The 26,681-nt window shown below is 66.3% G+C and carries 25 protein-coding genes; 12 read left to right on the top strand and 13 right to left on the bottom strand.

The window, feature by feature from the left end; translation table 11 throughout:
* Nucleotides 1–35 precede the first annotated feature (35 nt).
* The 6 genes from CXY77_RS17560 to CXY77_RS17535 all read right to left on the bottom strand — a co-directional run bounded on the left by CXY77_RS17560 (nt 36) and on the right by CXY77_RS17535 (nt 5,224).
* Complete coding sequence (locus CXY77_RS17560) at nt 36–842, bottom strand: hypothetical protein (RefSeq protein WP_158252872.1); 807 nt, start codon at nt 840–842, stop codon at nt 36–38.
* Entirely contained in the window at nt 842–1,726 is an 885-nt protein-coding gene (gene ehuA / locus CXY77_RS17555; protein WP_104130612.1) for an ectoine/hydroxyectoine ABC transporter ATP-binding protein EhuA, read from the bottom strand. The genes CXY77_RS17560 and ehuA overlap by 1 nt, the downstream gene beginning before the upstream one ends.
* Nucleotides 1,710–2,366, bottom strand: a complete 657-nt coding sequence (gene ehuD, locus CXY77_RS17550) for an ectoine/hydroxyectoine ABC transporter permease subunit EhuD (protein ID WP_092339656.1) — start codon at nt 2,364–2,366, stop codon at nt 1,710–1,712. The genes ehuA and ehuD overlap by 17 nt, the downstream gene beginning before the upstream one ends.
* The gene (gene ehuC, locus CXY77_RS17545; RefSeq protein WP_104130611.1) at nt 2,363–3,073 is read right to left on the bottom strand and encodes an ectoine/hydroxyectoine ABC transporter permease subunit EhuC; all 711 of its coding nucleotides are present in this window, start codon (nt 3,071–3,073) and stop codon (nt 2,363–2,365) included. The genes ehuD and ehuC overlap by 4 nt, the downstream gene beginning before the upstream one ends.
* 99 nt (nt 3,074–3,172) lie before the next feature.
* Nucleotides 3,173–4,066 (bottom strand): ectoine/hydroxyectoine ABC transporter substrate-binding protein EhuB, encoded by an 894-nt coding sequence (ehuB, locus tag CXY77_RS17540; protein ID WP_104130780.1) that lies wholly within the window; start codon nt 4,064–4,066, stop codon nt 3,173–3,175.
* Nucleotides 4,067–4,231: 165 nt separating this feature from the next.
* Nucleotides 4,232–5,224, bottom strand: coding sequence for a D-2-hydroxyacid dehydrogenase (locus CXY77_RS17535; RefSeq protein WP_104130610.1), 993 nt, complete (start codon nt 5,222–5,224; stop codon nt 4,232–4,234).
* Between the two features lie 132 nt (nt 5,225–5,356).
* Between CXY77_RS17535 and CXY77_RS17530 the strand changes: the two genes are divergently transcribed.
* From CXY77_RS17530 to CXY77_RS17505, 6 genes are all read left to right on the top strand, one after another.
* Nucleotides 5,357–6,643: an aspartate aminotransferase family protein gene (locus CXY77_RS17530; RefSeq protein WP_092339653.1), complete on the top strand. Its 1,287-nt coding sequence runs from the start codon at nt 5,357–5,359 to the stop codon at nt 6,641–6,643.
* 34 nt (nt 6,644–6,677) lie between these two features.
* A complete protein-coding gene (locus CXY77_RS17525; RefSeq protein ID WP_199181946.1) occupies nt 6,678–9,629 on the top strand; it encodes an FAD-binding and (Fe-S)-binding domain-containing protein in 2,952 nt (983 codons plus the stop codon).
* Nucleotides 9,626–11,110, top strand: coding sequence for an NAD-dependent succinate-semialdehyde dehydrogenase (locus tag CXY77_RS17520; protein WP_104130609.1), 1,485 nt, complete (start codon nt 9,626–9,628; stop codon nt 11,108–11,110). The genes CXY77_RS17525 and CXY77_RS17520 overlap by 4 nt, the downstream gene beginning before the upstream one ends.
* A 79-nt stretch (nt 11,111–11,189) precedes the next feature.
* On the top strand, nt 11,190–12,362 hold the full coding sequence (locus CXY77_RS17515; protein WP_092339651.1) for a M24 family metallopeptidase: 1,173 nt from the start codon (nt 11,190–11,192) through the stop codon (nt 12,360–12,362).
* Between the two features lie 58 nt (nt 12,363–12,420).
* Complete coding sequence (locus tag CXY77_RS17510; RefSeq protein ID WP_233197500.1) at nt 12,421–13,632, top strand: PLP-dependent aminotransferase family protein; 1,212 nt, start codon at nt 12,421–12,423, stop codon at nt 13,630–13,632.
* A gap of 6 nt (nt 13,633–13,638) precedes the next feature.
* Complete coding sequence (locus CXY77_RS17505) at nt 13,639–14,874, top strand: M20 family metallopeptidase (RefSeq protein WP_233197499.1); 1,236 nt, start codon at nt 13,639–13,641, stop codon at nt 14,872–14,874.
* Nucleotides 14,875–14,891: 17 nt separating this feature from the next.
* Here the strand turns inward: CXY77_RS17505 and CXY77_RS17500 are convergent, their stop codons facing one another.
* The gene (locus tag CXY77_RS17500) at nt 14,892–15,572 is read right to left on the bottom strand and encodes a GntR family transcriptional regulator (RefSeq protein WP_104090597.1); all 681 of its coding nucleotides are present in this window, start codon (nt 15,570–15,572) and stop codon (nt 14,892–14,894) included.
* Nucleotides 15,573–15,840: 268 nt separating this feature from the next.
* Between CXY77_RS17500 and CXY77_RS17495 the strand changes: the two genes are divergently transcribed.
* Together CXY77_RS17495 and CXY77_RS20380 are read left to right on the top strand one after the other, a co-directional pair.
* Nucleotides 15,841–17,331 carry a phosphotransferase gene (locus CXY77_RS17495; RefSeq protein WP_104090595.1) on the top strand — a complete coding sequence of 497 codons (1,491 nt, stop codon included), beginning with the start codon at nt 15,841–15,843 and terminating at the stop codon, nt 17,329–17,331.
* 132 nt (nt 17,332–17,463) lie between these two features.
* Complete coding sequence (locus CXY77_RS20380; protein ID WP_199181945.1) at nt 17,464–19,185, top strand: M12 family metallopeptidase; 1,722 nt, start codon at nt 17,464–17,466, stop codon at nt 19,183–19,185.
* A 22-nt stretch (nt 19,186–19,207) separates the two neighbouring features.
* Here CXY77_RS20380 and CXY77_RS17485 read toward each other — a convergent pair whose 3' ends face one another.
* Genes CXY77_RS17485 through CXY77_RS20765 form a run of 3 tightly spaced genes read right to left on the bottom strand, consistent with a single transcriptional unit; the run spans nt 19,208 to nt 19,969 of the window.
* Nucleotides 19,208–19,630: a YbaY family lipoprotein gene (locus CXY77_RS17485; RefSeq protein ID WP_092339648.1), complete on the bottom strand. Its 423-nt coding sequence runs from the start codon at nt 19,628–19,630 to the stop codon at nt 19,208–19,210.
* 25 nt (nt 19,631–19,655) lie between these two features.
* Nucleotides 19,656–19,805, bottom strand: a complete 150-nt coding sequence (locus CXY77_RS20770; RefSeq protein WP_233197498.1) for a hypothetical protein — start codon at nt 19,803–19,805, stop codon at nt 19,656–19,658.
* On the bottom strand, nt 19,799–19,969 hold the full coding sequence (locus CXY77_RS20765) for a hypothetical protein (RefSeq protein WP_233197497.1): 171 nt from the start codon (nt 19,967–19,969) through the stop codon (nt 19,799–19,801). The genes CXY77_RS20770 and CXY77_RS20765 overlap by 7 nt, the downstream gene beginning before the upstream one ends.
* Before the next feature lie 101 nt (nt 19,970–20,070).
* On the opposite strand from CXY77_RS20765, the gene CXY77_RS20375 reads away from it, so the two are divergent.
* Complete coding sequence (locus tag CXY77_RS20375) at nt 20,071–20,214, top strand: hypothetical protein (protein ID WP_166792444.1); 144 nt, start codon at nt 20,071–20,073, stop codon at nt 20,212–20,214.
* A 33-nt stretch (nt 20,215–20,247) separates the two neighbouring features.
* Here the strand turns inward: CXY77_RS20375 and CXY77_RS17475 are convergent, their stop codons facing one another.
* Nucleotides 20,248–21,087: a Ku protein gene (locus CXY77_RS17475; RefSeq protein WP_092339647.1), complete on the bottom strand. Its 840-nt coding sequence runs from the start codon at nt 21,085–21,087 to the stop codon at nt 20,248–20,250.
* Between the two features lie 71 nt (nt 21,088–21,158).
* Between CXY77_RS17475 and CXY77_RS17470 the strand changes: the two genes are divergently transcribed.
* The gene (locus tag CXY77_RS17470) at nt 21,159–23,633 is read left to right on the top strand and encodes an ATP-dependent DNA ligase (protein WP_104130608.1); all 2,475 of its coding nucleotides are present in this window, start codon (nt 21,159–21,161) and stop codon (nt 23,631–23,633) included.
* Here CXY77_RS17470 and CXY77_RS17465 read toward each other — a convergent pair.
* Nucleotides 23,607–24,074, bottom strand: a complete 468-nt coding sequence (locus tag CXY77_RS17465; protein WP_104130607.1) for a VOC family protein — start codon at nt 24,072–24,074, stop codon at nt 23,607–23,609. The genes CXY77_RS17470 and CXY77_RS17465 overlap by 27 nt on opposite strands.
* Nucleotides 24,075–24,218: 144 nt before the next feature.
* On the opposite strand from CXY77_RS17465, the gene CXY77_RS17460 reads away from it, so the two are divergent.
* Nucleotides 24,219–24,554 carry a hypothetical protein gene (locus tag CXY77_RS17460; protein WP_104090587.1) on the top strand — a complete coding sequence of 112 codons (336 nt, stop codon included), beginning with the start codon at nt 24,219–24,221 and terminating at the stop codon, nt 24,552–24,554.
* Nucleotides 24,555–24,563: 9 nt separating this feature from the next.
* Nucleotides 24,564–25,565, top strand: a complete 1,002-nt coding sequence (locus CXY77_RS17455; protein WP_092339643.1) for a glutathione S-transferase family protein — start codon at nt 24,564–24,566, stop codon at nt 25,563–25,565.
* A gap of 20 nt (nt 25,566–25,585) precedes the next feature.
* Here the strand turns inward: CXY77_RS17455 and ligD are convergent, their stop codons facing one another.
* Nucleotides 25,586–26,608: a non-homologous end-joining DNA ligase gene (gene ligD, locus CXY77_RS17450; protein WP_104130606.1), complete on the bottom strand. Its 1,023-nt coding sequence runs from the start codon at nt 26,606–26,608 to the stop codon at nt 25,586–25,588.
* Nucleotides 26,609–26,681 lie beyond the last annotated feature (73 nt).

Genomic DNA, 26,681 nt, shown 5'->3' with positions numbered 1-26,681 from the left:
TTGCACCCGGAACGCAAATAGGCGGATGCGCCGCCCTACGCGAGCAGGCGCTGCCCGGGCCCGACCGCAGCCAGTCCCAGTGCTCGCAGCGCGGCCCACGCGGTGACCTGGTTGGCCGAGATGATGGGTTTGCCGAGCTCGAGTTCGAGCGGCGCCAGAATGTCGTAGGTGGGCAGGTTGGTGCAGCTCACGAAAATCGCTTCTGCCTCGGGCACATCGACATTGCGGATGAGCTCGATCGTCGTGGCGTAGGGCACCTGCCAGATGTTCTCGCCGAGGCCGAGCGAGGACTGCGCGACCACCAGGCGGCCGCTCTCGGCCAGGTACACGTCGAGCAGCGAGGCCAGGTCGGCGACATACGGCGTGACGACCACGAGGCGATGCACGGCCAGATAGTCGAGGGCGTCAACGAGGGCCCCCGACGTGGTGATTCCGCGGGGCGCTCCCCCGCGTTCCATCGCGGCCGAGATTCGGTCGGAGCCGGCCACCCCGTTGACGAAGCTGCCCGAAGTGCAGGCATACGCCATGACTTCGGGGCTAACACCGCTGAGGTTGCGGGCCGCCGCCAGGATATCGGCCGTGTCGCTGACCTCGAGGGCGAGCTCGACGCTGACCGGCTCGTCGACGAAAACCGTGCGGGTGAAAAACAGTGAGACTTCGGGCGGCATCCACCGCCACAGCTCACGGTCCAGGGCCATGTCGAACGGGCAGATGACGCCGATTCCGCGTTGGCGCAACGGACCGACGGTGGGCGGGCGGTCGCCCGGGGCCACCGCCGGTGACAGCGACACGGGGGTCGGCGGTCGGTAGATCTCGCCGGCGTCGGCGCGAGGGAAGTCCATCAGTGCTTGAGGACGGCCTGGAGGAAGGCGCGGGTGCGCTCTTCCTGCGGGTTCTTGAAGATCTGCTCGGGCGGTCCGCTTTCCACCGCCGAGCCGTGGTCGAACATGACGACCCGGTCGCTGATCTCCTCGGCGAAGCGCATCTCGTGGGTGACCATGAGCATGGTCATGTCGGTGCTGTTGGCGAGATTGCGAATGACGTTGAGCACCTCGCCGATCAGCTCCGGGTCGAGGGCAGAGGTCGGTTCGTCGAACAGGAGCACCTTGGGGCGCATGGCCAGGGCGCGGGCGATGGCGACGCGCTGCTGTTGGCCACCGCTCAGTTGCGGCGGGGTGTGGTTCATATGCGCGCCGAGGCCCACGAGCTGCAGCAGTTCGGCGGCCCGATCGCGCGCCTCGGCCTTATTCATGCCGAGCACGTGCACCGGCGCCTCGATGATGTTCTCGAGGGCCGTCATGTGCGGAAACAGGTTGAAGCCCTGAAAGACCATGCCGATTTTGCGGCGGGTGGCGCGCATCACCTTGGTCTCCCGAATCTTGTCGCCGTGCTTCACATTCCAGAGCACATCCCCGTCAACGTGAACCTGGCCATCGGTGGGCGACTCGAGCGTCATGAGAATGCGCAGGATGGTGGTCTTGCCCGACCCGGACGGGCCGATGATCGACACCTTCTCCCCCGGGTTCACGTTGAAGTTCAGGGCCTTGAGTACCTGGTTCTCGCCCCAGTTCTTGCTGACGTTGTCGAACGCCACGATCGGCCCGCCGGCCACGATCGGTGCCGATCCGGTGGGCAGTCCGGTGATGCGGTCGGTGCGCGGCCCGCCGGGAAAGGCAGCATCGGGCCGGGCGGCATCCGCTGAATGTGAATCATTGCTTGGGTGCATAGCGTCGCTCCATTTTGTTGACGAGCCGTGAGGCCGGGTAGCTGACCAGGAGGAAGAGGGCGCCGGCCATGGTGAGCGGCTCGAGGTAGCGGTAGGTGGACGTGCCGATGGACTGCGCGGTCGCCATGAGTTCGACCACGGTGATGGCCGAGAGCACGGCCGAGTCCTTGAACATCTGAATGAGATAGTTGCCGAGCATGGGGATGACGGTGCGCACGGCCTGCGGCAGAATGACCCGGCACCAGGTGCGCACAGGCGGCAGACTCAGTGCTGTCGCGGCCTCCCACTGGCCGGCCGGCACGCCCTGGATTCCACTGCGGTAGACCTCCGCCATGTAGGCGCTGTAATTGATGCCGATGATCACGACACCGGTCGTGAAGGCGTTGAAGCTGATGCCGTAGATCGGCAGCACGAAGAACGCCACGTAGGCCTGAATCAGCAGCGGTGTGCCCCGAATAAAAATGACCATGAACGAGACGAGCGGCGACAGCACCGGAATATTCAGGCGACGGATGACCGCGGCCACGAGTCCGAGTACGGCGGCGATGAGCGTGCCGAGCAGGGTGAGCTGGATAGTCACCCAGAGTCCCTTGAGCAGCATCGGGATGATGGAGATCGCGAACGCGTTGTCCCAGATCACAGTGCACCCACCTTGTCTTTGAGTGACGTTTGGCGCAGCGCCTTGCGCTGCACAGCGAGGGCCCGGCGGTCGAGGGCGTAGCGTTTCTCCAGCCACTTCGTGGCCATGGTCAGCAGCACCGAGAGCAGAAAGTAGATCACCAGAATGGTCAGGAACACCGCGGTGGTCTCGCCGGTGGTGCTGCGAATCATCTGCGCACGAAAGGTGAGGTCGGTGACCGTGACGAGCGACACCAGCGAGGTATTCTTGAGCAGGTCGACCATGACGTTGCCGAACGGCGGCAGCATCGCCGGGATCGACTGCGGAATCAGGATGCGGCGTAGGCGCAGCGCTGGCGACATGCCGAGGGCGATGCCGGCCTCGGTCTGGCCCTTCGCCCGGGAACTGATCGCGCCGCGCACGACCTCGGCGGCGTAGGCACCTTCGTTGAGGCCGAGGGCGAGCACCGCAGCGGTCAGCGGATGCAGTTGGATACCGAAGAAGGGCAGCGCGTAGAAGAACCAGAACATCTGCACGATGAGCGAGGTGCCGCGAAACACTTCAACGAACACTCCCGCCGGCCAGCGGATGATCCAGTTCGGCGACAACCGGGCCAGGCCCATGCTGAAGGCGACCAATAAACACAAGGCGCCGCTGAGGACGGCGACCAGAATCGTCGTCATCAGTCCCTGCCACAGCAGTGGCGTGTACTCGATTATGGCGGACATCACTCATTCCAATTCAACGAGGTCGAGACGTATGGTCCGATACGACTGGTCCGGATCGTGCGCCCGCCGCGGGCACCAGACCCGCGGCGGCAGAAGCGCTTAGCCCTCGGTCTGGCAGAGTTCGTCGGCGGTGGCACCCTCGACGGCCGCGGCGTCGAAGCCCCAGAGGTCCAGAATTTCCTTGAACTCAGGGGTCTTCTTGAAGGCTTCGAGCTCCACGTTGTAGGCCGTGTGGAACGCGGTGTCTGTGGTGCGGAAGGCCGCGCCGGAGCCGGTGCGCGGGGCATCCGGAACCTGCTCGGTCACTTCGAAGCTCGTGTCTGTCTCGGCAAGGGCCCGCAGCGACAGGGTCGGCAGGAAGAAGGCGTCGGCCCGGTCGGCGGCGAGGGCTTCGATGCCGCTGCGGCCGTCGTTGACCTTGATCTGCTGGGAGGCCGGAACCTTGGCCGTGTTCAGGATTCCCTCTTCGAAGCCGCCGGGCAGCACGGCGATGCGCAGGCTGGAGTCGGCGAGCACGTCGGCGACGGTGAGGATGTTCTTCGGATTGCCGGCTGGCACGCCGAACGACTCGGTCGAAACGATGACCGGCTCGGAGTAGAGCACCTCGGCGCAGCGCGACTGCTTCATAAACAGGCCGGCCGCAACGGCGTCCCAGCGATTGGCCTGCAGGCCGGGGATCATGGATTCGTAGGGGGTGATGATGCCCTGCACGTCGTCAATGCCGAGGCGCTTGCAAACCGCCTTGAGCACGTCGGGCTCACAGCCGGTGACGGTTCCGTCGCTGTTGACCTGCGTGTACGGCGGCTCGTTGGCGATGCCCACGCGCAGGTAGCCCTGCTTTTTGGCCAGGGCGAGCAGGTCGGTGCCGCCGTCGACGGCCTCGCCGGCCGGGGTGACGGTGGCGCAGCCGGTGGCGACGACCGCGAAGACGGCGCCGAGCGCGGCAACGCCGGCCCCCTGCAGAACATTACGCCGAGTGAGATTGGCAATCATGATTACTCCGATCTGGGTCACCTGGCCGAGAACGCCGCGTGGAGCGCTTCGGGAACGGCCAGGTGAATGAGTTCTACGTGTAAGTCGAAGCTACGCAGTCATCCCAATGATTGTCAACAATCTGATTGTAAAGTTCTTGTTTCGTGATCATCAGCGAGTCGGCGATCACTGTGCGCGGGCCACGTAACCGAGCTGCTTGTCGACGACATTGACCAGGGGCTCCCCGGCCAGCCAACGGGTCACGTTGCCGGTGAATTGAGCGGCCAGGCCGTCGCGCCACCCCACAACATCGCCCGACATGTGGGCCGAGACGGTAACCCCCGGGGCGTCCCAGAGCGAGCTGTGGACCGGCAGCGGTTCCGTCACGAAGACGTCGAGCGACGCCGCCGCGATCGAGCCGGTTTCAAGCGCCTGCAGCAGGGCCGCCTCGTCGATCAGTGGGCCGCGGCCGACGCTCACCAGATGAGCGGATGCCTTCATCGCGTCGAAGACGTCGGCATCGATCAGGCCGCGGGTCTCATTCGTCAGCGGCGCGACCACGACCACGTTGTCGGCCCAGCCGACGTGTTCGGCGAGCGCCGCCGACGAGACTATGGCGCCAAAGTCCGGGTCGTTCTCGCTCGCTCGTCGACCGGCGCCCCGCACCTCGAGGCCGACGGCACGCAGCAGCCGCGCGATCTGCCGACCGATGCCGCCGGTGCCGACCACCAGGACCGTACTCCCGGCGGTGCGCCGGGTCTCCCGGTGCTTCCACTCGTGAGCCTGCTGCAAAGCGCGGTTCTCGTGCAGTTGTTTGTCGTGGGCGAGAATGTTCGCCAGCACGAATTCCGCGATCGGACCGTCGAAGAAGCCGTGGGCGTTGGTGAGCACGACGTCGGAGGCGCGGAGTTCATCGAACAGCACGGTGTCCACTCCAGCCGCGGCCACGTGCACCCACTTCAGCGCCCGAGCCCGGGGCCAGGCGTCCCTAAGCGCGGTCGAGAAGAAGTCCCAGAGCAGCAGAATCTCGGCGTGCTCGATGGCGTCGGGCAGGCCGGCCGCATCGCTGTACCTGACGTCAGCGACGCGCTCGATAGCGTCCATCCCAGCGGGCCGCGCCGCGTCCAGCGGTTCGCACAGCACGACGAGGATCGGGCGGTTTGGAGTTGTCGTTTGCATTCTGCCAGCACAGTGCAGAAACGGATGATTGTCAACAATGGCTCTGCTGGCAGCCTCGGCAGTCGGCTCGCGACATCCGTTCACCCTGAAAGGATTGTTGACAATCCGAGCATCCACTCGCATGATGGACACATGACGATTCTCAGCCCCGCCCTCAAACAAGCCACACCCGTCGTTGTCGACCACGCGATCGGTTCCTACATCTTCGGCACGGACGGCGAGAAGTACCTCGACTTCACGAGCGGCATCGGCGTCACGAGCACCGGTCATTGCCACCCGCGCGTCGTCGCCGCCGCCCGCGAACAGGCCGGCAAGATCATCCATGCCCAGTTCACCACGGTAATGCACACTCCGCTGCTGGAGCTCACCGACAAGCTCGGTGAGGTATTGCCGGAGGGCATGGACAGCGTCTTCTACCTCAACTCGGGCTCCGAAGCGGTCGAAGCCGCCATTCGCCAGGCTCGCATGGCCACCGGCCGGCCCAACATCATCGCCTTCCACGGTGGGTTCCACGGGCGCACCGTGGCCGCTGCGAGCCTCACCACCGCCGGCACCAAGTTTCGCTCCGGATTCTCGCCGATCATGGGCGGAGTGCACATCTCCCCGTTCCCCTACGCCTTTCGCTATGGCTGGGACGAACAGACCGCCGTCACCTTCGCGCTCAAGGAGCTCGACTCCCTGCTGGCCACCATCTCGAGCCCGGCCGACACCGCTGCCTTCATCATTGAACCGGCCCTCGGCGACGGCGGCTACCTGCCCACCCCGCCCGCGTTCCTCGAAGGACTGCGCGAACGCGCCACCCACCACGGAATCATTTTGATTCTCGACGAGGTGCAGGCCGGCGTCGGCCGTACCGGCAAGTTCTGGGGTCACCAGTACTCAAGCATCACCCCAGACATCCTCATCACCGCCAAGGGCTTGGCCAGCGGGTTTCCGCTCTCGGCCATCGCGGCACCACTCGATCTTATGAAGAAGGCTTGGGCAGGTTCGCAGGGCGGCACCTACGGCGGTAACGCGGTGTCCTGCGCCGCCGCCGTGGCCACACTCGACGTGGTGCGCGAGGAAGGCCTGGTGGAGAACGCCCGGGTGCGCGGTCTGCAACTGCAGGCCGGCCTGAAGCGTCTCGCCGCCACCCGACCGGTGATCGGCGATGTGCGCGGCCTCGGCCTCATGCAGGGCCTCGAGTTCGTCGACGGCGACGGGGAGCCGAACCCCGAGGCGGCTGCCGCCGTGCAGCAGGCCGCCATCAAGCAAAATTTGCTGCTGCTGACCTGCGGAACGCGCGGCAACGTCGTGCGCGTCATTCCCGCTCTCATCGTGAGCGATGCCGAAATCGAGCAGGGACTCAGCGCGTTCGAAGCTGCCCTGAACGATTCCGGCGCCGTTCCCGTGCTCGAGCCCACCGGCGCAACCGCCTGAACGCCCGCACAAACCCACCCGATAGCCTCGCCCAATGCCCCAGATGCCACTCACGCTGACTTCCGATCGATTCCGCTCGCTGCGGGACGGCGGAATCGAGGTGGACACGGCGCCCCGCCGCCTGAGCGAGTACAGCTACGACGCCAGCAACTATCGGGTCGCGCCGGTCGCCGTGATCTTTCCGCGCAGTGTGGCTGACGTGGTGGCGGTCGCCCGGTTCGCAAGTGAGCAGGGCATTCCGCTGGTCAGCCGCGGCGGCGGCACCTCGATGGCCGGAAATGCCGTCGGGGCGGGAATCGTGCTCGACTTCTCCCGCTACCTCAACAGCATTCACTCCATCGACCTGGCTGCGCGGACGGCCGTGGTCGACGCCGGAGTCATCCTTTCCACCCTGCAACGCGAGGTCGCGGCCTCATCCAACGGCACGCTGACTTTCGCGCCCGACCCGTCCAGTCGCACCCGCGCCACGATCGGCGGAGCGATCGGCAACGACGCCTGCGGCAATCACTCGGTACGGCACGGGCGCACCTCCGACCACGTGCTCGCGCTCGACTTGGTGACGACAGCCGGCATCCGCTTGACCGCCACGCGCACCGGCCTGCAGGCCACCGATCAAGCGGATGCCGCCGCCGTCACGCTCGCCTCGACCCTCACCGCTGGGCTGCGGCAGTTGGCCGCCGACCATCTGACGGAATTTCGGCTCGAACTCGGCCAGATCGCCCGGCAGGTGTCGGGCTATCACCTCTCGCATCTGCTGCCCGAGCACGGCTTCGACGTGGCCCGCTCCCTCGTCGGCAGCGAGGGAACCTGCGCCATCGTCGTCGCAGCGACCGTGCAGCTCGTACCCCAACCGCAGGCCGCCCTGCTGCTGAGCCTCGGCTACGACGATGTCGTCGACGCCGCCCGCGACGTGCCCACCATTCTCGCGTTCTCCCCCGCCGCCATCGAGGGCATCGACGAGGCGATCGTGCAGACCATGCAGGCCCGTCGGGGCCTGGACTCGGTGCAGGGACTGCCGGCTGGCAAGGCCTGGCTCTACATCGATATCGACGGCGACGACCCGGTCGCCGTCGCGGCCGAGGGCGAGAAGTTGCTGGCACGACTGCGGGAAAATGGGCGGATGCGGGCCGGCCGCGCCGTGCCGGACCTCGCCGAACGTGCCTCCCTCTGGCGGGTACGTGAAGACGGCGCCGGCCTGTCGGCCCGGCTCGCGAGCGGCGGGGAATCCTGGCCCGGCTGGGAAGACTCCGCCGTCGCCCCGGAGAATCTCGCCGCATACCTGGAAGACTTTCGCAACCTGATGGCGCAGTTCGACCTGACCGGCGTCATCTACGGGCACTTCGGCGCCGGCTGCATGCACGTGCGCCTCACCTTCGACCTGCGCAGCGCCGAAGGTCGCCAGATCATGGACGACTTCACCCGCGCCGCCGCCGAACTCGTGGTGCGGCACGGCGGCTCCATCTCGGGCGAGCACGGCGACGGGCGTTCCCGCTCGGCTCTGCTGCCACTGATGTACTCCCCGGCCATGATGGGCGCGTTTGCCCAATTCAAGGCACTCTGGGACCCGAACCAGCTGCTCAACCCCGGCTCAATCGTCGCCCCGGAACCACCGGTTGAGCACCTGGCCCTCACGGACGTGCCGAACCGGGCCTGGCGTACGAGCTTCGATCTCACCCCGGTCGGTCAGCACGGATCTGAGGCCGGCTCTGGGCTCGACCCGTTCAGTCACGCCGTGCAGAGCTGCGTCGGCATCGGTCGCTGCCGGAGCGACGCCGGCGGAGTCATGTGCCCGAGCTACCGGGCCACCGGCGACGAGAAGGATTCCACCCGCGGCCGGGCCCGCGTGCTCCAGGATATGATTCGCGGCGCCGACACCGTGCAGGCGGGCTGGCGTTCCGAGGACGTGCGCGAGGCTCTCGACCTCTGCCTGTCGTGCAAGGCCTGCTCGAGCGACTGCCCGGCCGGCGTCGACATGGCCACCTACAAATCCGAGTTCTTCGACCACTACTACGAGGGACGGCTGCGGCCCATCTCGCACTACTCGCTCGGCTGGCTGCCGCGTTGGCTGAAACTGACCGGGCTGATGGCACCGCTGGTGAACCTCGTGCTGGGCAGTCCGCTCGGCACGCTCATTGCCCGACTCGGCGGCGTCACGACCAAGCGGCGCCTGCCGCGGTTCCACGCGGCATCCGCCTGGCGCCGCACGCTTTCACCGTCCCTGTCACGGCAGGCCAGCACGGGCCCGGCCGACGTCGTGCTGTTCGTCGACACCTTCACCCGCGGTTTTCGCCCCGACGTCGCCGGCTCAGCCCAGCGGGTGCTGCAATCGGCCGGCAAAACCGTTGAGTGCTCGGCCGAGGCCTGCTGCGGCCTCACCTGGATCTCCACCGGCCAGTTGTCCACCGCCCGCCGCCTGCTCACCAACGTCGCCGCCGCGCTCGACGATGGCACCGACCGGCCGATCGTCGTGCTCGAGCCCAGCTGCGCGGCCGCCCTGCGCAAGGACCTGCCCGAACTCGTGCCCACCGCCGCCGCCCGCCGGGTGTCGAAGCGCATCCGCAGTTTCGCCGGCGCCGTGACCGAACTGGCCGCCGGCGGCTGGCAGCCCACCTGGGCTGGCGGCCAGGCTCCGAACAGCGTCACCGTGCAGGCACACTGCCACGAGTACTCGGTCTTCGGCGCGAACGCTCAGAAAGCGGCCCTGACCGCGGTCGGTATTCGTGACGTGCTGGAGGCGACCGGATGCTGCGGCGTGGCCGGCAACTTCGGCTTCGAGAAAGATCACTACGAGCTCAGCATGACCGTCGCCGAGCAGGCCCTGGCGCCAGCGCTCGGCGCACTGCCGCCGCAACAGGCCGTGCTGACCGACGGGTTCAGCTGCCACATGCAGGTGCAGCAGCTCGACCCGAATCGTCAGACCCACCATCTCGCCCAACTCCTTGACCCCGCACGCACCGCTAGCACTCAACCAAAGGACACCCCATGACCCCCACCGCAACACTCCCGGTCGCTCTCGACGCGGCCACGATCATCGCCACGATCAACACCGGGTTGTTCATCGACGGTGTCTGGAGGCCCGCTCTGTCCGGGGCGACCTTCGCCGTCGAAAACCCTGCCACCAGCGTCGTGCTCGCCCACGTCGCTGACGGCGGCCCAGCGGATGCTGATCTCGCCATCCAGGCGGCCGGTCGCGCCCAGAAGGCCTGGGGCAAGACCTCGCCGCGTTCGCGCAGCGAGATTCTGCGCCGCGCCTACGACCTGCTGATGAGCCGGCAGGAAGAGCTCGCCCTGGTCATCACCTCCGAGATGGGCAAGCCGCTCGCCGATGCACGCGGCGAGGTCGCCTACGCCGCGGAGTTCTTTCGCTGGTTCTCCGAGGAAGCCGTGCGCGTCGGCGGCGACCACACGATCACCGGCGACGGCAAGCACCGCATCCTGGTGACCCGCGAACCGGTCGGGCCCTGCGTACTCGTGACCCCGTGGAACTTTCCGCTCGCCATGGGCACCCGCAAGATCGGCCCGGCCATCGCCGCCGGCTGCACGATCGTGTTCAAGCCGGCCGAACTCACACCGCTCACCTCGCTCGCTCTCGTTGACATTCTGGTGGAGGCCGGCCTTCCGGCCGGGGTACTGAACGTCGTCACCACGTCGAAGGCCGGCAGCGTCGTCGAACCGTGGATGGACAGCGGCATCGCCCGCAAGGTGAGCTTCACCGGCTCCACCGCCGTCGGCAAGCTGCTGCTGGAGCAGGCCAGCCGCAACGTCATGCGCTCCTCGATGGAGCTCGGCGGAAACGCCCCGTTTATCGTCTGCGCCGACGCCGACCTCGACCGGGCCGTCGATGGAGCGATGGTCGCCAAGATGCGCAACATGGGTGAGGCCTGCACCGCCGCGAACCGCATGTTCGTGCACCGGTCCGTGGCGACCGAGTTCGCCGCGAAACTGGCCCAGCGCATGAGCGAGCTCAGCGTCGGTGATGGCGCTGCCGACGGCGTGAACGTCGGCCCACTGATCGAGGAGAAGGCACTGCTGAAGGTGCAGGGCCTGGTCGATGACGCGGTGGCGCGCGGGGCATCCGTTGTGGTCGGCGGCTCGCGTGAGGGCGGCGCCGGCTATTTCTACCAGCCCACCGTGCTCGGAAACGTCAGCCCCGACTCGCTCCTCATGAACACCGAGATCTTCGGCCCGGTTGCCCCGGTGGTGCCGTTCGACACCGAAGATGAGGCGGTAGAACTCGCCAACAGCACGCCCTGGGGCCTGGTGGGCTACCTCTATACTCAGGACATCGACCGGGCCTTTCGCCTCGGCGAAGACCTCGAGGTGGGAATGCTCGGGCTCAACACCGGCATGGTGTCCAACCCGTTCGCCCCGTTCGGCGGGGTCAAGCAATCCGGCCTGGGCCGCGAGGGCGGCAAGCTTGGCATCGACGAGTACCTCGAGTACAAGTACCTCGCGATCCCGCGCTGACCGGCCTCCCTGGGCCTTGCCCCCAGCACTCCCAGGCTGTAGATTGTAAACAATAGGCAATACCGATGTAAGGGATCCCGTGCTCTTCACCAGCAGCGAGTATGCCGAACGACTAGCCAATGTGCGCCGCCGAATGGAGGCCCAGGGGCTCTCCAGCCTGTTGGTCACCGACCCGGCCAACCTGAACTATCTCACCGGCTACAACGCCTGGTCGTTTTACACCCCGCAGGTACTATTTGTTCCGCTGACCGGCGACCTGTTGTTCTTTCTGCGGGCGATGGATGCCCAGGGCGCCTTTCGCACCGCCTGGCTGCCGCCGGACAACATGATCGGCTACCCCGAAAGTTTCGTGCACCGCCCGCACCTACACCCCTTCGACTGGGTCGCGGACGCCCTGCGCGCGCGCGGCCTGGTCGAACCGAACCGGGTCGGCCTCGAGATGGACTCGCAGTTCTTCTCTCCCAAGGCGTATCGCGCCCTCGAAACCGGTCTGCCCGAATGGACCTTCGTCGATGCGGTCGAGTTGGTCAATTGGGTGCGCGTCATCAAAACGGATGCCGAGATCGCGCAGATGAGGCTCGCCGCGAGAGTCGCCGAGTCGGCCATGACCGCCGCGGTGGAACACGTAAGAGTCGGCGTGCGCCAGTGCGATGCCGCCGCCGCCATCTCCCAGGCTCAGATCGCGGGCACCCCCGAAATCGGCGGGGACTACACCGCGATCGTGCCGATGCTCCCCACCGGGGTGGAGGCCGACACGCCCCACCTCACCTGGAACGACCAGCCGTTTGAGGACGGCCAGGCCGTGATCGTTGAGCTGGCCGGTGCCCATCACCGCTACCACGTGCCGATGGCGCGCACGATCGTTCTTGGGCAGCCGAGTGACCAACTCGCCCGGCTCGCCGACGCCATCAACGACGGACTCAGCTCCGTGCTCGACCTCGTACGCCCCGGCGTCGGTACCCGCGACCTTGCCGAGGCGTGGAATGTGACGCTCGCTCGGTATGGACTCGAGAAACCCTCCCGGATCGGCTATTCCATCGGCCTGGCCTACCCGCCGGACTGGGGCGAACGCACCGTGAGCCTGCGCGGCGAAGACGACACCGTGCTGCAGGAGAACATGACCTTCCATCTGATCGGCGGCATGTGGATGGAGAACTTCGGCTGCGAGCTCAGCGAATCCATTCGGGTCACCGCGACCGGCGTGGAGACCTTCACCAGCTTTCCCCGGCGCCTTCTCACTTCCCATTCCTAACCCCGAACACGCAACACCGACGCTCGATGAACTGCGATATCCGATGAAAAGTTCCACCATGCCCCTCGCCCGCCGTGCCGAAAACCTGATCGGGTCGGTGATCGACTCCAGCACCTCGCTGCTCGCCGCCCAGGAACACGACATCGTGCGCTTTGCCATGGGCTCCCCCGCCGACGATGCAGTACCCCTTGAGGCGTTCCGTGAGATCGCCGCGAGCCGCTTCGATCACAGTTCCTTCACCTATGGCGCCACCGAGGGTGAGCCCGGTCTGCTGTCGAACCTCGTCGACTACCTGTCGACCACGCCTGACCCGACCAGCGCCGAGCGCATCACCATCACCACCGGCGGAATGCAGGGCCTCGACCTGGCCTGCAAGATTTTCGTCGACCCGGGTGACCTCGTGATCGTCGAGTCCCCCACCTATACCAACGGGTCGGCGACCGCGCTGAGCTACGGCGCCGAACTGCTCGAAGCGCCGATCGACGAGAACGGTCTTATCGTCGAGGCGCTGCCCGAGCTGGTCGCCCGGGCCGGTGGCACGCCCAAGGCCATCTACGTCATCCCCAACTTTCAAAACCCGTCTGGCACCACCCTGTCGCTGGCCCGCCGTGAACTCTTGATCGAGCTCGCGCACCAGTGGAATGCCGTCATCATCGACGACGACCCCTACGGCCTGCTCCGCTTTGCTGGCACCGACATTCCTAACTTTCAGACGCTCAGCCCGAACGACCCGCTGCTGTTCTCGGTGCGCACCTTCTCCAAGATTCTCGCGCCCGGTCTGCGGGTGGGCTGGGTCGACACCGACCCCGCCGTGCGCCAGCTGGTCATCAACGCCAAGCAGACCATGGATACCTGCACCAACATTCCCGGCCAGCACATTCTCACCGAGTTCATCCGCCGCGGCAGCCTCGATGCCCACCTCGATTTTCTGCGCATCGAATACCGCGCCCGTAAGGAGGCGATGCAGGCCAGCCTGCGCCGCCACCTCGGCGATCGCGTCACGATGACCGACCCCGAGGGCGGCTTCTTTCTCTGGCTCACCCTGCAGGGAGCGGATGCCGCCACCTCCACCCAGGCGCTGTTCAAAACGGCCCTGGCCGAGGGCGTCGCCTTCATTCCGGGGCCGGCCCTGTCGCCGAGCGGCCGGTTCGATGACGCCCTGCGCCTGTGCTTCGCGTCGACCAGCCCCGAGCGCACCGAGGAAGGCGTCATTCGCCTCACCCGGGCCCTCGACCGTGCCAGCGCCGCGCGCGAGACCGATCTACTCTGAGAACCGATGATGACCACAACGACCACTGAAGGCGTGCTCAGCGACACCGAGTCCCGTGTACTCGACCTCATCACCGAGCAGAGCATTGTCGATCTCGCCTCCGCGCTCATCGCTGCGGCCGGGGAGAACCCAGGCGGCACCGAGAACGACACGGTGAGCGTGCTGCGCGCCGCCTGCGCGGCGCACGGTCTCAGCACGAGGGTGACCGAGGTCGCCCCCGGGCGCCCCAACCTCGTGGCCACCCTGACGGGAGGAACAGCGCCCGGCCTCATGTTTCTCGGCCACTCCGACGTCGTCCCGGCCGGCGAGGGCTGGAGCCGCGACCCCTTCGTGCCGATGCGACACGGCGACCGGCTGATCGGGCGTGGGTCCACCGACATGAAGGGCGGCCTGGCCGCCATCGTGCTGGCCCTGGCCGCCATCAAGCGCGCCGACGTGACCCTGGCCGGCCCGGCCGCCCTGTTCTGCACGGTCGATGAGGAAGATCTGGGGCTCGGCATCCGCTCCCTGACTGCGGCCGCGTCAGCCGCCGGTGGTATCGGCCACTACAGGGCCTGCGTGGTCGCCGAACCGACCGACCTGCACACCGTCATCGCCTGCCGCGGCGACGCCTACATTGAGCTGACCGTGCAGGGTAAGTCCGCGCACTCCGGTCGCCCGGCCGATGGGCGCAATGCCATCAGCGCCGCCTCGAAGATCATTGCGCTCATTCTGGCCGATCACGCACGGCTGCAGGCGAACCAGGATGACCTGCTCGGCGCGGGCAGTTGGAACGTCGGCCGCATCGAGGGTGGTGACGGCACCTCGATGGTCGCGGCCGACTGCCGGGTCTGGCTCGATCGGCGTCTCATGCCGGGCGAAGACCCGCAGCAGATCGTGGCGGCCCTCGCCGCCCAGGTCACGGCGGCCGGCATCGACCGTGCTGGCATCACCGTGACCTTCGAGGTGACCATGGAGATGCCCGGCTTTCGCACCAGCGCCCAGAGTCCGATCGTAATCCAGACCGTCGCTGCAGCGGCAGACGCGGGAGGCGGGGAAAGCCCGATCGGCGGGTGGAGCGCCGCCTGCGACGGCGGCTTCATCGACCGCGAGTTCGGCATTCCGACGATCGTGTTCGGGCCTGGCGACCTCAACCACCAGGCCCACCAGATCGATGAATCGGTGAGCGTCACCGAACTGGTCTGCGCCGCCCGCGCCTATGCTCTGCTCTGCCTGCGGCTGGTCGGCGAGGTCACCCCGTAGCAGCGCCGGTTTCGGACTCAACCGACCGAAACAGATGCCGGTGCGGTAGTCAGTCGCGCCAGCGCGTCGTCTTCGTGGTCACTCAACCGGCTTTCGGCCAACGGACCATCCCCGCCCAGCACAGCCTCGGCGATGCCGCGATGCTCAGCGATCCACTCCTCGGTGACCCGGTACGAGTCCTGCAGCACGGTCAGGCACATGCGCGTCTCGGTCATGAGCGTGCTGTGGATACGTGCGAGGCTGCGGCTGCCGCTCAACGCGACGAGGTGTTCGTGGAAGGCCATGTCGGCGTCGCTCATGGCGGCGCGGTCGCCGGAGGCGGCCGCATTCTCCATCTCGGATACCTTGGCCAGCAGGTCTTCACCGGCGGCGACGTGGTCGGCGCGCACGAGCAGCTTGCAGGCGGCCGATTCGATGGCGGTGCGCAGCACGTACATGTCGCGAATCTCAGCATCCGTCATTTCGATGACAAACAAGCCCCGGTTGCGAATACTGACCAGCAGGCCCTCCTGGGTCAGCCGTTGCATCGCTTCGCGCAGCGGACCCCGGCTGACGCCGAGCTCGCGGGCGAGTTCGGCCTCGCCCAGTTGAGCCCCGGGAGCCACCTCGCCGTGTGCGATCGCGTACCGAAGCTTGCGGGCGATGATCGACGGGGTGGATTCCTGGATGACGGGTTCCAATGAATATCGCTGGGGCATACCCTTCACAGTTCTTCCTTGGGTGAATGTCTGAATTGCATGGAATGAGAATTTCATTGACGATATGACGCAGTTCAGCGGTCTGTCAATTGTTTACAATTCTAGCGCAAGCTCTCGAAAATGTCGTCGGATTCGAGAAATCCCGTTTGGGGGGCTTGACGAACGGTCGTCCATCGAATATCGCCGGCCGAGAATCCGCTGGGGCGTCGGCGTGACGACCCACACGCATCCTCGGGCGTAATCCGGGAGAGGAGGCTACGCTGGCGGCATGATCGATGGAGAGCGCGCCCAGAATGCACACGGCTCCAGCAATCCCGACCTCGCCCCGAACCATCGGGGTACTCCGCTGCCCGACTATGTGAACGCATGGGTCGCGGGGCAGCGCTGGTTCGGCAATAAAGGGCAGGTACCGGCCCTGCGCAGCATCGGCCATTTCTCGCTGGACTCGCTCGAGGCCGGAGTGAGCATCCGCGTTGACCTCATGTTGGATACCGCGAGCCTGGGAATCACTCTGTACCAACTGCCCACAACTGAGCGCGTCTCTGAACTGCCCGGTGCGGCCAATGCCCTGATCACCGTGCGCCAGCCCGGTTCTGATCACGCACGCTTCATCTACGACGCGGCCTACGATCCGGCCTTCGCTGCCGCCGTACTCACATTCATGGAGCTGCAGGGCGTGTCGGTCTCCAGCCTGCCCTCAACCGATCGTGCCGCCGCCAGTGCGCGCGGCGACGATCTGCGATCGGGTTCAGCGGCCCCGTCGCAGACCGTGGTGACCTCCAGCCGCGTACTCCGCGGTGAGCAATCCAATACCTCGATCATCGTGGAGCGCACGGACGCTGCCGGAGCGCCGACGATGCCGATCATCTGCAAGGTGTTTCGTATCATTCATGCCGGCGAGAATCCGGACGTGACGGTGCAGGCTGCCTTGGCGAGCGCCGGATCAGCGCGGATCCCGCTGCCGTTCGGCGCCATCCTCGGCCAGTGGGATGACCCCGCCGAACCGGGCGGCCGTGCCGTCGGACACCTGGCCTTCGCCCAGGAGTTTTTACCCGATGCTCCGGATGCCTGGCGCACCGCCCTGGTCGCCGCTGCCGCCGGCACCGACTTCACGGGCCCATCTTTTCGACTGGGGCAGGCCACCGCTGATGTGCACGCCGACCTCGCCCGAACCCTTCCGACCCTGGATGCCACCCCCACCGTGATCGCGGACGAAATGGCGAAGATGCGCCTGCGCTGCAGCCAGACCTTGGACGAAGTGCCGGTTCTGGCCGCCTACCGCGATGCCATCGAGGCGGTGTTCGTCCGGGCCGAGGCGGCAGCTTGGCCGCGGCTGCAACGCATTCACGGTGATTTCCATCTCGGCCAGGTGCTCGATGTCAACGGCCGTGGCTGGGTGCTCCTGGACTTTGAGGGGGAGCCGCTGCGTACCCTGCGCGAGCGCACGCAACCCGACATTCCGCTGCGCGACGTTGCGGGCATGCTGCGTTCGTTCTCGTATGTGGCGGGGGCGATGGCCGAAACAACGGATGCCCTGCCCACTTTTTTTGAGTGGGCCACGGCCTGCCGCAACGCCTTCCTCGACGGTTACTCCGAACGGTCCGGCATCAAGCTGGCCGAACAGAGCGCACTCCTCGATGCGTTCGAACTCGACAAAGCACTCTACGAAGCAGTGTACGAGATTCGCAATCGCCCCACCTGGCTGCCCATCCCCCTCGCCGCGATCGAACGGCTGGTCGCGCCGTCGCACATCGAGTAACGCTCCGATAACGCCTGCCGGCGTAGCTTGACCGCCAGTGGGCACTGGTACCACTTGCGGCACAGCGCTCATTCCGGCACCGCCAATTCCGGCCCGTGCCAGGAGGGAACAGAGGACACAAGGAGCAGTTCCATGGCAGTAAACAATTCCGGCCCTGGCGGGGACCAGAAATTCGTCAGTGAGGGTGAATTTCAGGCAGGAGAGTCGGCCTCCGGTATCATCTCCGGCGTCACCTTCGGACCGACGGAAGTGGTCTACTACAAGGTCAACAGCCTGGCGGTCTTCGAGGGTGACATTGTGCTGGGCACCGTCGCCGAACTGGAGCAGAGCAAGGATCAGGCGAACCAGGACGACGGTCCCGCCCGGGCCGTCATCATCACCGGCGCGCGGTTTCGCTGGCCGAACGCGCAGGTTCCGTTTCAGATCAACGCCGCCCTCCCCTACCAGCAGCGGGTGCGGGACGCGATCACGCACTGGGAGGCGCGCACGCCCATCCGTTTTTCGGAACGCACCCCGGCCAATGCCGCTCAATTTCCCAACTTCGTCGAGTTCAGCGATGCCGGCGGATGCTGGTCGATGCTCGGTATGCAGGGTAACGGCCTGCAGACCATCAGTTTGGGTACCGGCTGCACGAACGGCAACGCCATCCACGAGATCGGCCACGCGGTCGGTCTCTGGCACGAACAGAGCCGCGAAGACCGCAACACCTTCGTGACCATCAACGCGGCCAACATCTCACCAGGTATGGAGAGCCAGTTCGACCAGCACATCGTCGACGGTGATGACGTCGGCGGCTATGACTACGGCTCGATCATGCATTACCCGCGCACCGCGTTTTCAAAGAATGGGCTAGAGACCATCACCCCGGTGCAGGCCGAAGCCCAGATCGGCCAGCGCACGGCCCTGTCGGCCGGTGACATCGCGGCGGTCAACTTCATGTACCCACAAACGCCCAGGGCAAGTTCGAGCCCGGTCGTGTCGTGGGGACCGAACCGGCTCGACGCCTTCGTGCTCGGCACCAATCGTGCGGTGTTCCACAAGTGGTTCAGCGGAGCCTGGGGGCCGTCGGTCACCGGCTACGAGAACATGGGCGGCATCGCCGAGAGTGTTCCGCAAGCCGTGGCGTGGGGCCCGAACCGGCTCGACCTGTTCGTCACCGGAACCGACAGTGCGCTGTACCACAAGTGGTGGAATGGCAGCGCGTGGGGCCCGTCGGTGACGGGTTACGAGAACATGGGCGGCGTCATCCTCGGTGACCCACGGGTGGTCTCCTGGGGTCCGAACCGGCTCGACGTGTTCGTCGTTGGAAGCGACCATGCGCTCTATCACAAGTGGTTCAACGGGGCGTGGGGCCCGTCGGTGACCGGCTACGAGAACATGGGCGGCATCGTCGTCGGCCAGCCCGAAGTCGTCTCCTGGGGTCCGAACCGGCTGGACCTGTTCGTGATCGGCACCGACCGGGCGCTCTACCATAAGTGGTGGAACGGCTCAGCCTGGGGCCCGTCGCTCACCGGGTATGAACGTCTCGGCGGAGTCTGCACCTCGGCGCCGCGGGTAGTCTCCTGGGGCCCGAACCGGCTCGACGTCTTCGTCACGGGCACGGATGGCGCGCTACACCAAAAGTGGTTCGACGGCAACGGGTGGGGGCCGTCGGTGCTCGGCTACGAGAACATGGGCGGCATCGCCGACCTCACAGCCGCGCGTGGTGTCCTGGGCACCCGGGCGGCTCGACGTGTTCCTGACCGGAACCAACAGCGCGCTGTTCCACAAGTGGTTCAACGGAGCAGCGTGGGGTCCGTCGCTCACCGGCTACGAGAGTCTCGGCGGCGTGATCACGTCGTTCGACGAGGCTGAGGCGCGTGCCGTTGCCGAGGGTTCAGACTCGCAGAACCGGGACACGAACTGACGCGAGGCCGGGCAGTACCGGGTCAGGCAGCACCGGGTGGGACTGCGTTGAGACGAAGTCCCCCTCGGTGATGTCCGGCCGTTCGGTCACGTCCGGTTCCCGCCGCATCCGCGCGCTCACGTGCACCCGCACGTTCAGCCGCCGCACGGAGTCGAGCGCATCGGCGGGTACGGTCATGGCAAAGTTCACGTCGCGATCGGACAGTTCGCTGCGGGGCGGCGCGGGAATCTGAAACCGGGAGCGGCCCACGATCGTGCTGGGGGCATCCGCTTTCGACACGTCTTCCACCAGCACCGTGACCGTGCACGGCGATTGCGGTCGTTGCTCGGGTGCGAACTCGACGACGCCGTGCAGGGTCGCGCTCTCACCCCGGGCGCTTGCCGATTCGGCCATGCCGCACAGGATACCCGGAGCCGAGCTATTTGGCGGTGATGGCGAGAAAGGTGATGGGCAGCTCGAGCAGTTGCAGCGGGCCGTGCGGGCCCTCGCCGTCGAGCAGCAGCGAGTCGCCGGGCACCATGGTGTATTTGTAGGGGCCGTGGCCGTAGACCATTTTGCCGGTCAGCATGTAGAGAAACTCCGTGCCGGCGTGCTGGAACAGGTGAGCGTGACGAGGGTGGGCTCGATGGCGTCCGTGAGCCCCTTGAGCGAGCCGAGCACGCGGTATTCGTGGCCGTGCTGGGTGCCGCTGCGCACGCTCAGGCTGCCCTCGCCGCTCTTGGCGTGCTGCACACGATGTTCGTGTACAAAGCCAAGGCGTACCCGTTCTGGTATCTCATTCCGGAGTGAGTCGCACGCATCCACTTTGCCACCGAGTTAGAAGGAAGAACACCATGGACACCGCCCAAGCCCACATCGACGTCGCGCCGCTGCCGAGCGCCCGCGAACTGAGACGACGCAGCAACGTGCTGGTTCAGCTCGTGCGCTTTCTGCAGCTCAACGTAAAGATGTACCTGCTCGCCAAGCGCCACCACTGAGGTTCGCCTCGCGCGAACCGTGAAGCTGCCCGATCAGGAGGCGGAACGGGCCCGCTTCGCCTTCTCGTGCGGCTTGGGCTTGGCCCGATCGCGGCTGGCCTCGACGCTGCGCCGCAGGGCCTCCATTAGGTCGAGTACCTCGCCGCCCTCGCCCTCATCCTCGGTTTCACCGAAGGTGACCTCGGTCGACACAGCCTCGCCGCTTTTCAGTTTGGCCTCGATCAGCGCCCGCAACTCGTCCTGGTAGTCGTCGGTGAAGGCATCCGGTGCGAAGTCGGCCGCGAACGACTCGACCAGCGCGGCCGACATGTCCAGTTCCTTGGCGCTGATGTTCACCAGCTCGTCGAGGGACGCGAACTTGGCCTCGCGCACCTCGTCGTCCCACAGCAGGGATTGCAGCATGAGCACGTCGCCGTGCACACGCAGCGCTCCGAGCCGGGTCTTCTGCCGCAGCGCGAAGTGCACGATGGCCGTCCGATCGGTGGCTTCAAGCGTGCGACGCAGCAGCACATAGGCCTTCGACGACTTGCCGTCGGGTTCGAGAAAGTAGCTCTTGTCGAGCATGATCGGGTCGATCTGGTCGCTCGGCACGAATTCGACCACGTCGATCTCCTTGCTGCGCTCGGAGGGGAGCGTGGCGAAATCGTCCGCCGTGAGCACCACGGCCTGCTCACCGTCCTCGAAAGCCTTGTCGATGTGGTCGTATGGAACGACCTTGGCGCAGATCTCGCACCGGCGTTGATAGCGGATGCGCCCCCCATCGGCATCGTGCACCTGGTGCAGCGACACGTCGTGGTCTTCAGTTGCGCTATACACCTTGACGGGCACATTGACGAGCCCGAAGGTGATCGCACCGGTCCAGATGCTTCTCATTCGACCAGTACACACCCGAATGAGACATTTTTCGCCTAGTAGACCCGCGGTTTCTGCGGCACAGTTGATGCATGAACGCCAGCAGTCAGGTGGTTTCCGTTGAGGGGCACCGCATTTCGCTCACCCACCTCGACAAGGTGCTGTACCCGGAGACCGGCACCACCAAGGCTGACGTGCTGGCCTACTACGCGGCCGTCGCCGACGTGCTCATTGGCCACGCGGCGAACCGACCGGCCACCCGAAAACGCTGGGTGCACGGCGTCGGCACGAATGAGAGCCCCGGCCCGATGTTCTTCCAGAAGAATCTGGAACCCGGGGCGCCGAGCTGGGTGAAACGGCGTGAGATTCAGCACAAGGACCACGTGAACATCTACCCGCTGGTGAACGACCTCGCCACCCTCACCTGGCTCGGGCAGATGAGCGCCCTTGAAATTCACGTGCCGCAGTGGCAGTTCGGCCGCACCGGCACCCAGCGCAATCCCGACCGGCTCGTGCTCGACCTCGACACGGGTGAGGGCATCGGACTCGCCGAATGCGCGGAGGTGGCGCGGATGGCCCGCACGATTCTGCAGGACATGGGGCTGGAACCGATGCCCGTGACCAGCGGAAGCAAGGGCATCCACTTGTATGCGGCCCTCGACCTGTCGTACACCTCCGATCAGGTGTCGGCGGTGGCGCACGAACTGGCACGAGCCCTCGAAGCCGACCACCGCGACCTCGTCGTGAGCGACATGAAGAAGAGCCTGCGGCCCGGCAAGGTGCTGGTGGACTGGAGCCAGAACAACGCCGCGAAAACCACCATCACCCCGTATTCGCTGCGGGGGCGGAGCCACCCGATGGTCGCGACCCCGCGCACCTGGAAGGAACTGGCCTCGGCCGACCTCGAACAGTTCGACTACAAGCAGGTGCTCGCTCGTCTAAAACGGCGGGAGGATCCGCTCGCACAGCTGTCGGCCGGGTCGTTCGAGCACGCCGCCGCCGAGGTCGATTCGGCGTCCGCCCTGGTCACACCGGACCGCCTCACGGTGTACCGCGACAAGCGCGATGCGTCGAAGACCCCCGAGCCGGTTCCCGAGGCACCGGCCCTGGCCTCCACTGGCCAATCTTTCGTCATTCAGGAACACCACGCCCGCAGCCTGCACTGGGATTTTCGGCTGGAACACGACGGCGTACTGGTGTCCTGGGCGTTGCCGCGTGGCGTGCCGGTGTCGACCGCCCAGAACCGGCTTGCGGTGCACGTGGAGGATCATCCGCTCGAATACGGCAGTTTCGAGGGAAATATTCCAGTCGGAGAATATGGCGCCGGCGATGTATCCATCTGGGACCGCGGCGACTACGAACTCGAAAAATGGCGCGACGACGAGGTGATCGTGACCCTGCACGGTGAACCCGACGCCGGGCTCGGCGGCTCAGCCCGGTTTGCCCTGATTCGCACGAGCGACGGCCACGGCAGCAAACCAGCGAACAACTGGCTGATCCACCGCATGAAGCCACTCACCGGTGGCGCCGGCTCCCGCACGAATGCCCGCCCGCACAGCGCATCGGCGGCGAGCATCGCACCCGCACCGACGAAGCACACCTACTCCCCCATGTTGGCCGCTGCCGGTTCCGAAACCGACCTCGGCGGCGACGGCTGGGCCTTCGAAATGAAGTGGGACGGCATGCGTGCGCTCGCCTACGTGTCGCTGGCCGAGCAAAGCGTGCGCCTGGTCACCCGCAACGGGCACGACGTGACGGCGTCCTATCCCGATCTCGTCGCCGATCTGCTCGCCGCACTGGCGACCCAACCAGAAACGGATGCCGCGGTGCTCGACGGCGAGATCGTGGCCGTCGACAAACGCGGCCGACCGAACTTCGGGCTATTGCAGACCCGCATGAAACTCACCGAGGAACGGGAAGTGGCCGCTGCCTCGAAACGTGCCCCGGTGCAGTTCATGCTCTTCGACCTGCTCGAACAAAACGGCCGCTCCCTGACCGGGCTCACCTACAGCGCGCGCCGGGACCGGCTGGAGAACGCGGTCACCGCGACCGGCTCCACGCAGGTGCCGCCACGGTTCGACGGTGATTTCTCCGAGGCGTTTCAGACCAGCCGTCAGCTCGGGCTCGAAGGGGTTATGGCCAAGCGGCTCGACGGCCGGTACACGGGCGGGCGCCGCTCCCACGACTGGGTGAAAATCAAACACTTTCGTACCCAGGAGGTCGTCGTGGGCGGCTGGCGGCCCGGCCGCGGCAACCGCACCGGCGCGATCGGGTCGCTGCTGCTCGGGGTGCCGGCCGATGCGGGCCTCCGCTACGTCGGGCGCGTCGGCACGGGGTTTGGGGAACGCGACCTCACCGACATCCGTTCTCGACTGACCCGGCTGGTGCGAAAAACCACACCGTTCAGTGACATTCCGCCAACGGATGCCCAGAGCGCCGTCTGGGTGCGCCCCACCCTCGTCGCCGAGGTGGAGTTCGCCGAATGGACAGCGACCGGTCGGCTGCGCCAGCCCTCGTGGCGGGGCTGGCGCCCCGACAAGTCACCGGGTGACGTCGTCGCGGACTGACTTCGTGCCGCTCGAGGAGGCCGCATCCGCCGTGGTCCCCGCGATGTTGACCATCCAGCTGGTGCCGAACTTGTCGACCAGCATGCCGAAGCTGTCACCCCACGGTGCCTTGCTGAGCGACCTGGTCGCGGTGCCGCCTTCGAGCAATTTCTCCCAGTACCCGGTCAGTTCGGCTTCGTCGTCGCCGCTGAGGGACACGGTGACGCTGCTGCTGGTGGGGAGTTCCATACTGCTGGGGGTGTCAGAAGCCATGAGCGAGAAACCGCTCGTAATGGTCAGTTCCGAGTGCATGATCTTGTCCTTCTCGGCCGGATCGTCGCTCGCGTTGAATTCACCGAAGGTGCTGCGCGTAATCTCTCCGCCGAAGACACTCTGGTAGAAGTCCATGGCTTCGCGCGCGGTGTCGCGAAAACCGAGATACGGGTTGAGTCGACTGCTCATGGTCGTTCTCCTTATGTTGTCGGGGTGATGCTGTGATCATCGCCCGGATCAGTCGATCGCACGCAGCTCGGGGCACAGATTTTTCCGACAGCGTCGCCGTATTGCTCGGCGTGCTCACGGTGCGGAGGCGGGTACAGTGTGGGCATGAAGCTGATTGCCATCGACCCGCCCACCCGCAGTTTTTCGCGCTGGCTGACCGACGAAGAGATCGGACGGGTGATCGCCGCCAAGCGAGGCTGGCGTCAGTCGCCCGACGGCAGCGTGCTGGCCGGCAAGATTCGCAAGAACCGCGTCGCGGCTTCGCTCGCGCAACTCGGTGCTGCCGCCGTCTCCCGCGGCTGGGCCAGCCGGCCGCGGGTGGAACCGAGCGATAGCAGCGGCCCCACCCACATGATGTGGGGCATCATCGACGCACGCACCGACGCGGAGATCACGGCCGAACTCACGGCCGAACTTACAGCGGAGCCCGGCAGCGCGTAGCGTGGACGCATGAGCCTCGACCCCAGTTACATCACGCCCGGCCTGGATTTCAACCGCGACACCAATTACATCGAAGACCGCATCACCCAGGACGGCCGGGACGGCTGGCCGGTCGAACCGGGCCGGTACCGCCTGGTCGCGGCCCGCGCCTGTCCCTGGGCGAACCGCACCACCATCGTGCGCCGCCTGCTCGGCCTTGAGGGTGTGATCTCGCTCGGTCTGCCCGGCCCCACGCACGACAAGAACAGCTGGACCTTCGACCTCGACCCCGGCGGCCTCGACCCGGTGCTCGGCATCGAACGCCTGCAGCAGGCCTTCTTCGCCCGCTTTCCCGACTATCCCCGCGGCATCACCGTGCCGGCGATCGTCGATGTGCCAAGCGGTAAGGTCGTCACCAACAACTACCCGCAGATCACCCTCGATTTCGAGACGCAGTGGACGCAGTACCACCGTCCCGGCGCCCCCGACCTCTACCCCGAGGTGCTGCGGGCCGAGATCGACGAGGTCGCCAACCTGATCTTTCACGACGTGAACAACGGCGTCTACAAGTGCGGTTTCGCCGGCAGCCAGAAGTCCTACGAGCGGGCTTACGACGCCCTGTTCGCGCGGCTCGACTGGCTCGAACAGCGCCTGGCCGGGCAGCGGTATCTCGTGGGCGACACGATAACCGAGGCGGACATCCGTTTGTTCACCACCCTGGCCCGGTTCGACTCGGTCTATCACGGGCATTTCAAGTGCAATCGCAACAAGCTCAGCGAGATGCCGGTGCTGTGGGCCTACGCCCGCGACCTGTTCCAGACCCCCGGGTTCGGCGACACCATCGACTTCGACCAGATCAAAAAACACTATTACGTGACCCACGTGGACATCAACCCGAGCGGCATCGTGCCTAAGGGACCGGATGCCGCGGCCTGGCTGGCCCCGCACGCTCGCGCCGACCTCGGCGGGCACCCGTTCGGCACTGGCACCCCGCCGGAGCCGCCGCTGCCATTCGAGCGCATAGCGAACTGACCGCGGGCTCGGGCGGCGGGCTAGCCGGGCTTCCTGGCGCGACTGGGCTGCACGCGCGGCGGCTCCCCCGGCATCTTCGGAAAGTCCGGCGGAAAGGGCAGTTCGCCGAGCCCGTTGGACAGATCGCGTTCCCACCACGAATACAGGGTGTCGATGGTGCCGGGGTGCCCATGCATCGTCGCCCACGGGTCGCCCTGGCTCCGCAGTCGATCCGGAACCGTCAGAATCGTGAATGCACGCGGGTCGGCCCCGGCGAGTTCGCTCCACTCCAGCGGGCAGGAGACCGGTGCGTGCGGCAGCGGCCGGGGGCTATAGGCGCCGGCCATGGTGCGATCGCGGTTGGCCTGGTTGTAGTCGATGAAGATGCGCTCGCCCCGCTCTTCCTTCCACCAGTTCGTGGTGACCGTCTCGGGCATCCGTCGTTCCAGCTCGCGCGCGGCCGCAATGACCGCGTGCCGCACGTCGAGAAATTCGCGGGTGGGTTCGATCGGCGCGAAGACGTGCAGCCCGCGATTACCGGATGTCTTCACAAACGCCGTCAGGCCGGCTTCGGCGAGCAGGTTCTTCAGTTCCACGGCGACGGGAATGGTATCGGCGAAATCGGTTCCCGGCTGCGGATCCAGGTCGATGCGGAGTTCGTCGGGATTATCGGGGAGTTCGGCCCGGGACGGCCACGGGTGGAACACGATCGTGTTCATCTGCACCGCCCACACCACGGCGGCCGGTTCGTCGAGCACGAGCTGCGGATGCGTGCGCCCGCTCGGGTAGACCACGGGTACGGCCCGCACATAGTCCGGTGCGCCCTTCGGCGGGTTCTTGGAGAAGAACTGCTCCCCGTCGATGCCGCCACTGAAGCGCTGCAGCGACACCGGACGGTCACCGTTGGCCCCAACAAACGCCTCCCCCACGTCGATGAAGTACTGGGCGAGGTCGAGTTTGGTGATTCCCGGCTCGGGCCAGAGCACCCGGGCCGGGCTCGACAGGCGCACCTCGCGCGCACCGTGCGGGCCGTCAACCGTCAGATTTACCGCATCAGAACTCATGCGCACACTGTAGCCAGATTCGTCACGGTGGGTGCGGCGCAGCCGGGTACTCTGAACGAGTGCCCCCAGTCCT

The organism is Cryobacterium sp. N21, from assembly GCF_002929575.1.
GTDB classification, from domain to species: Bacteria; Actinomycetota; Actinomycetes; order Actinomycetales; family Microbacteriaceae; genus Cryobacterium; species Cryobacterium flavum.
Note: the sequence above shows the minus strand (reverse complement) of the source record. Positions and strands in the feature narration are given on the sequence as shown.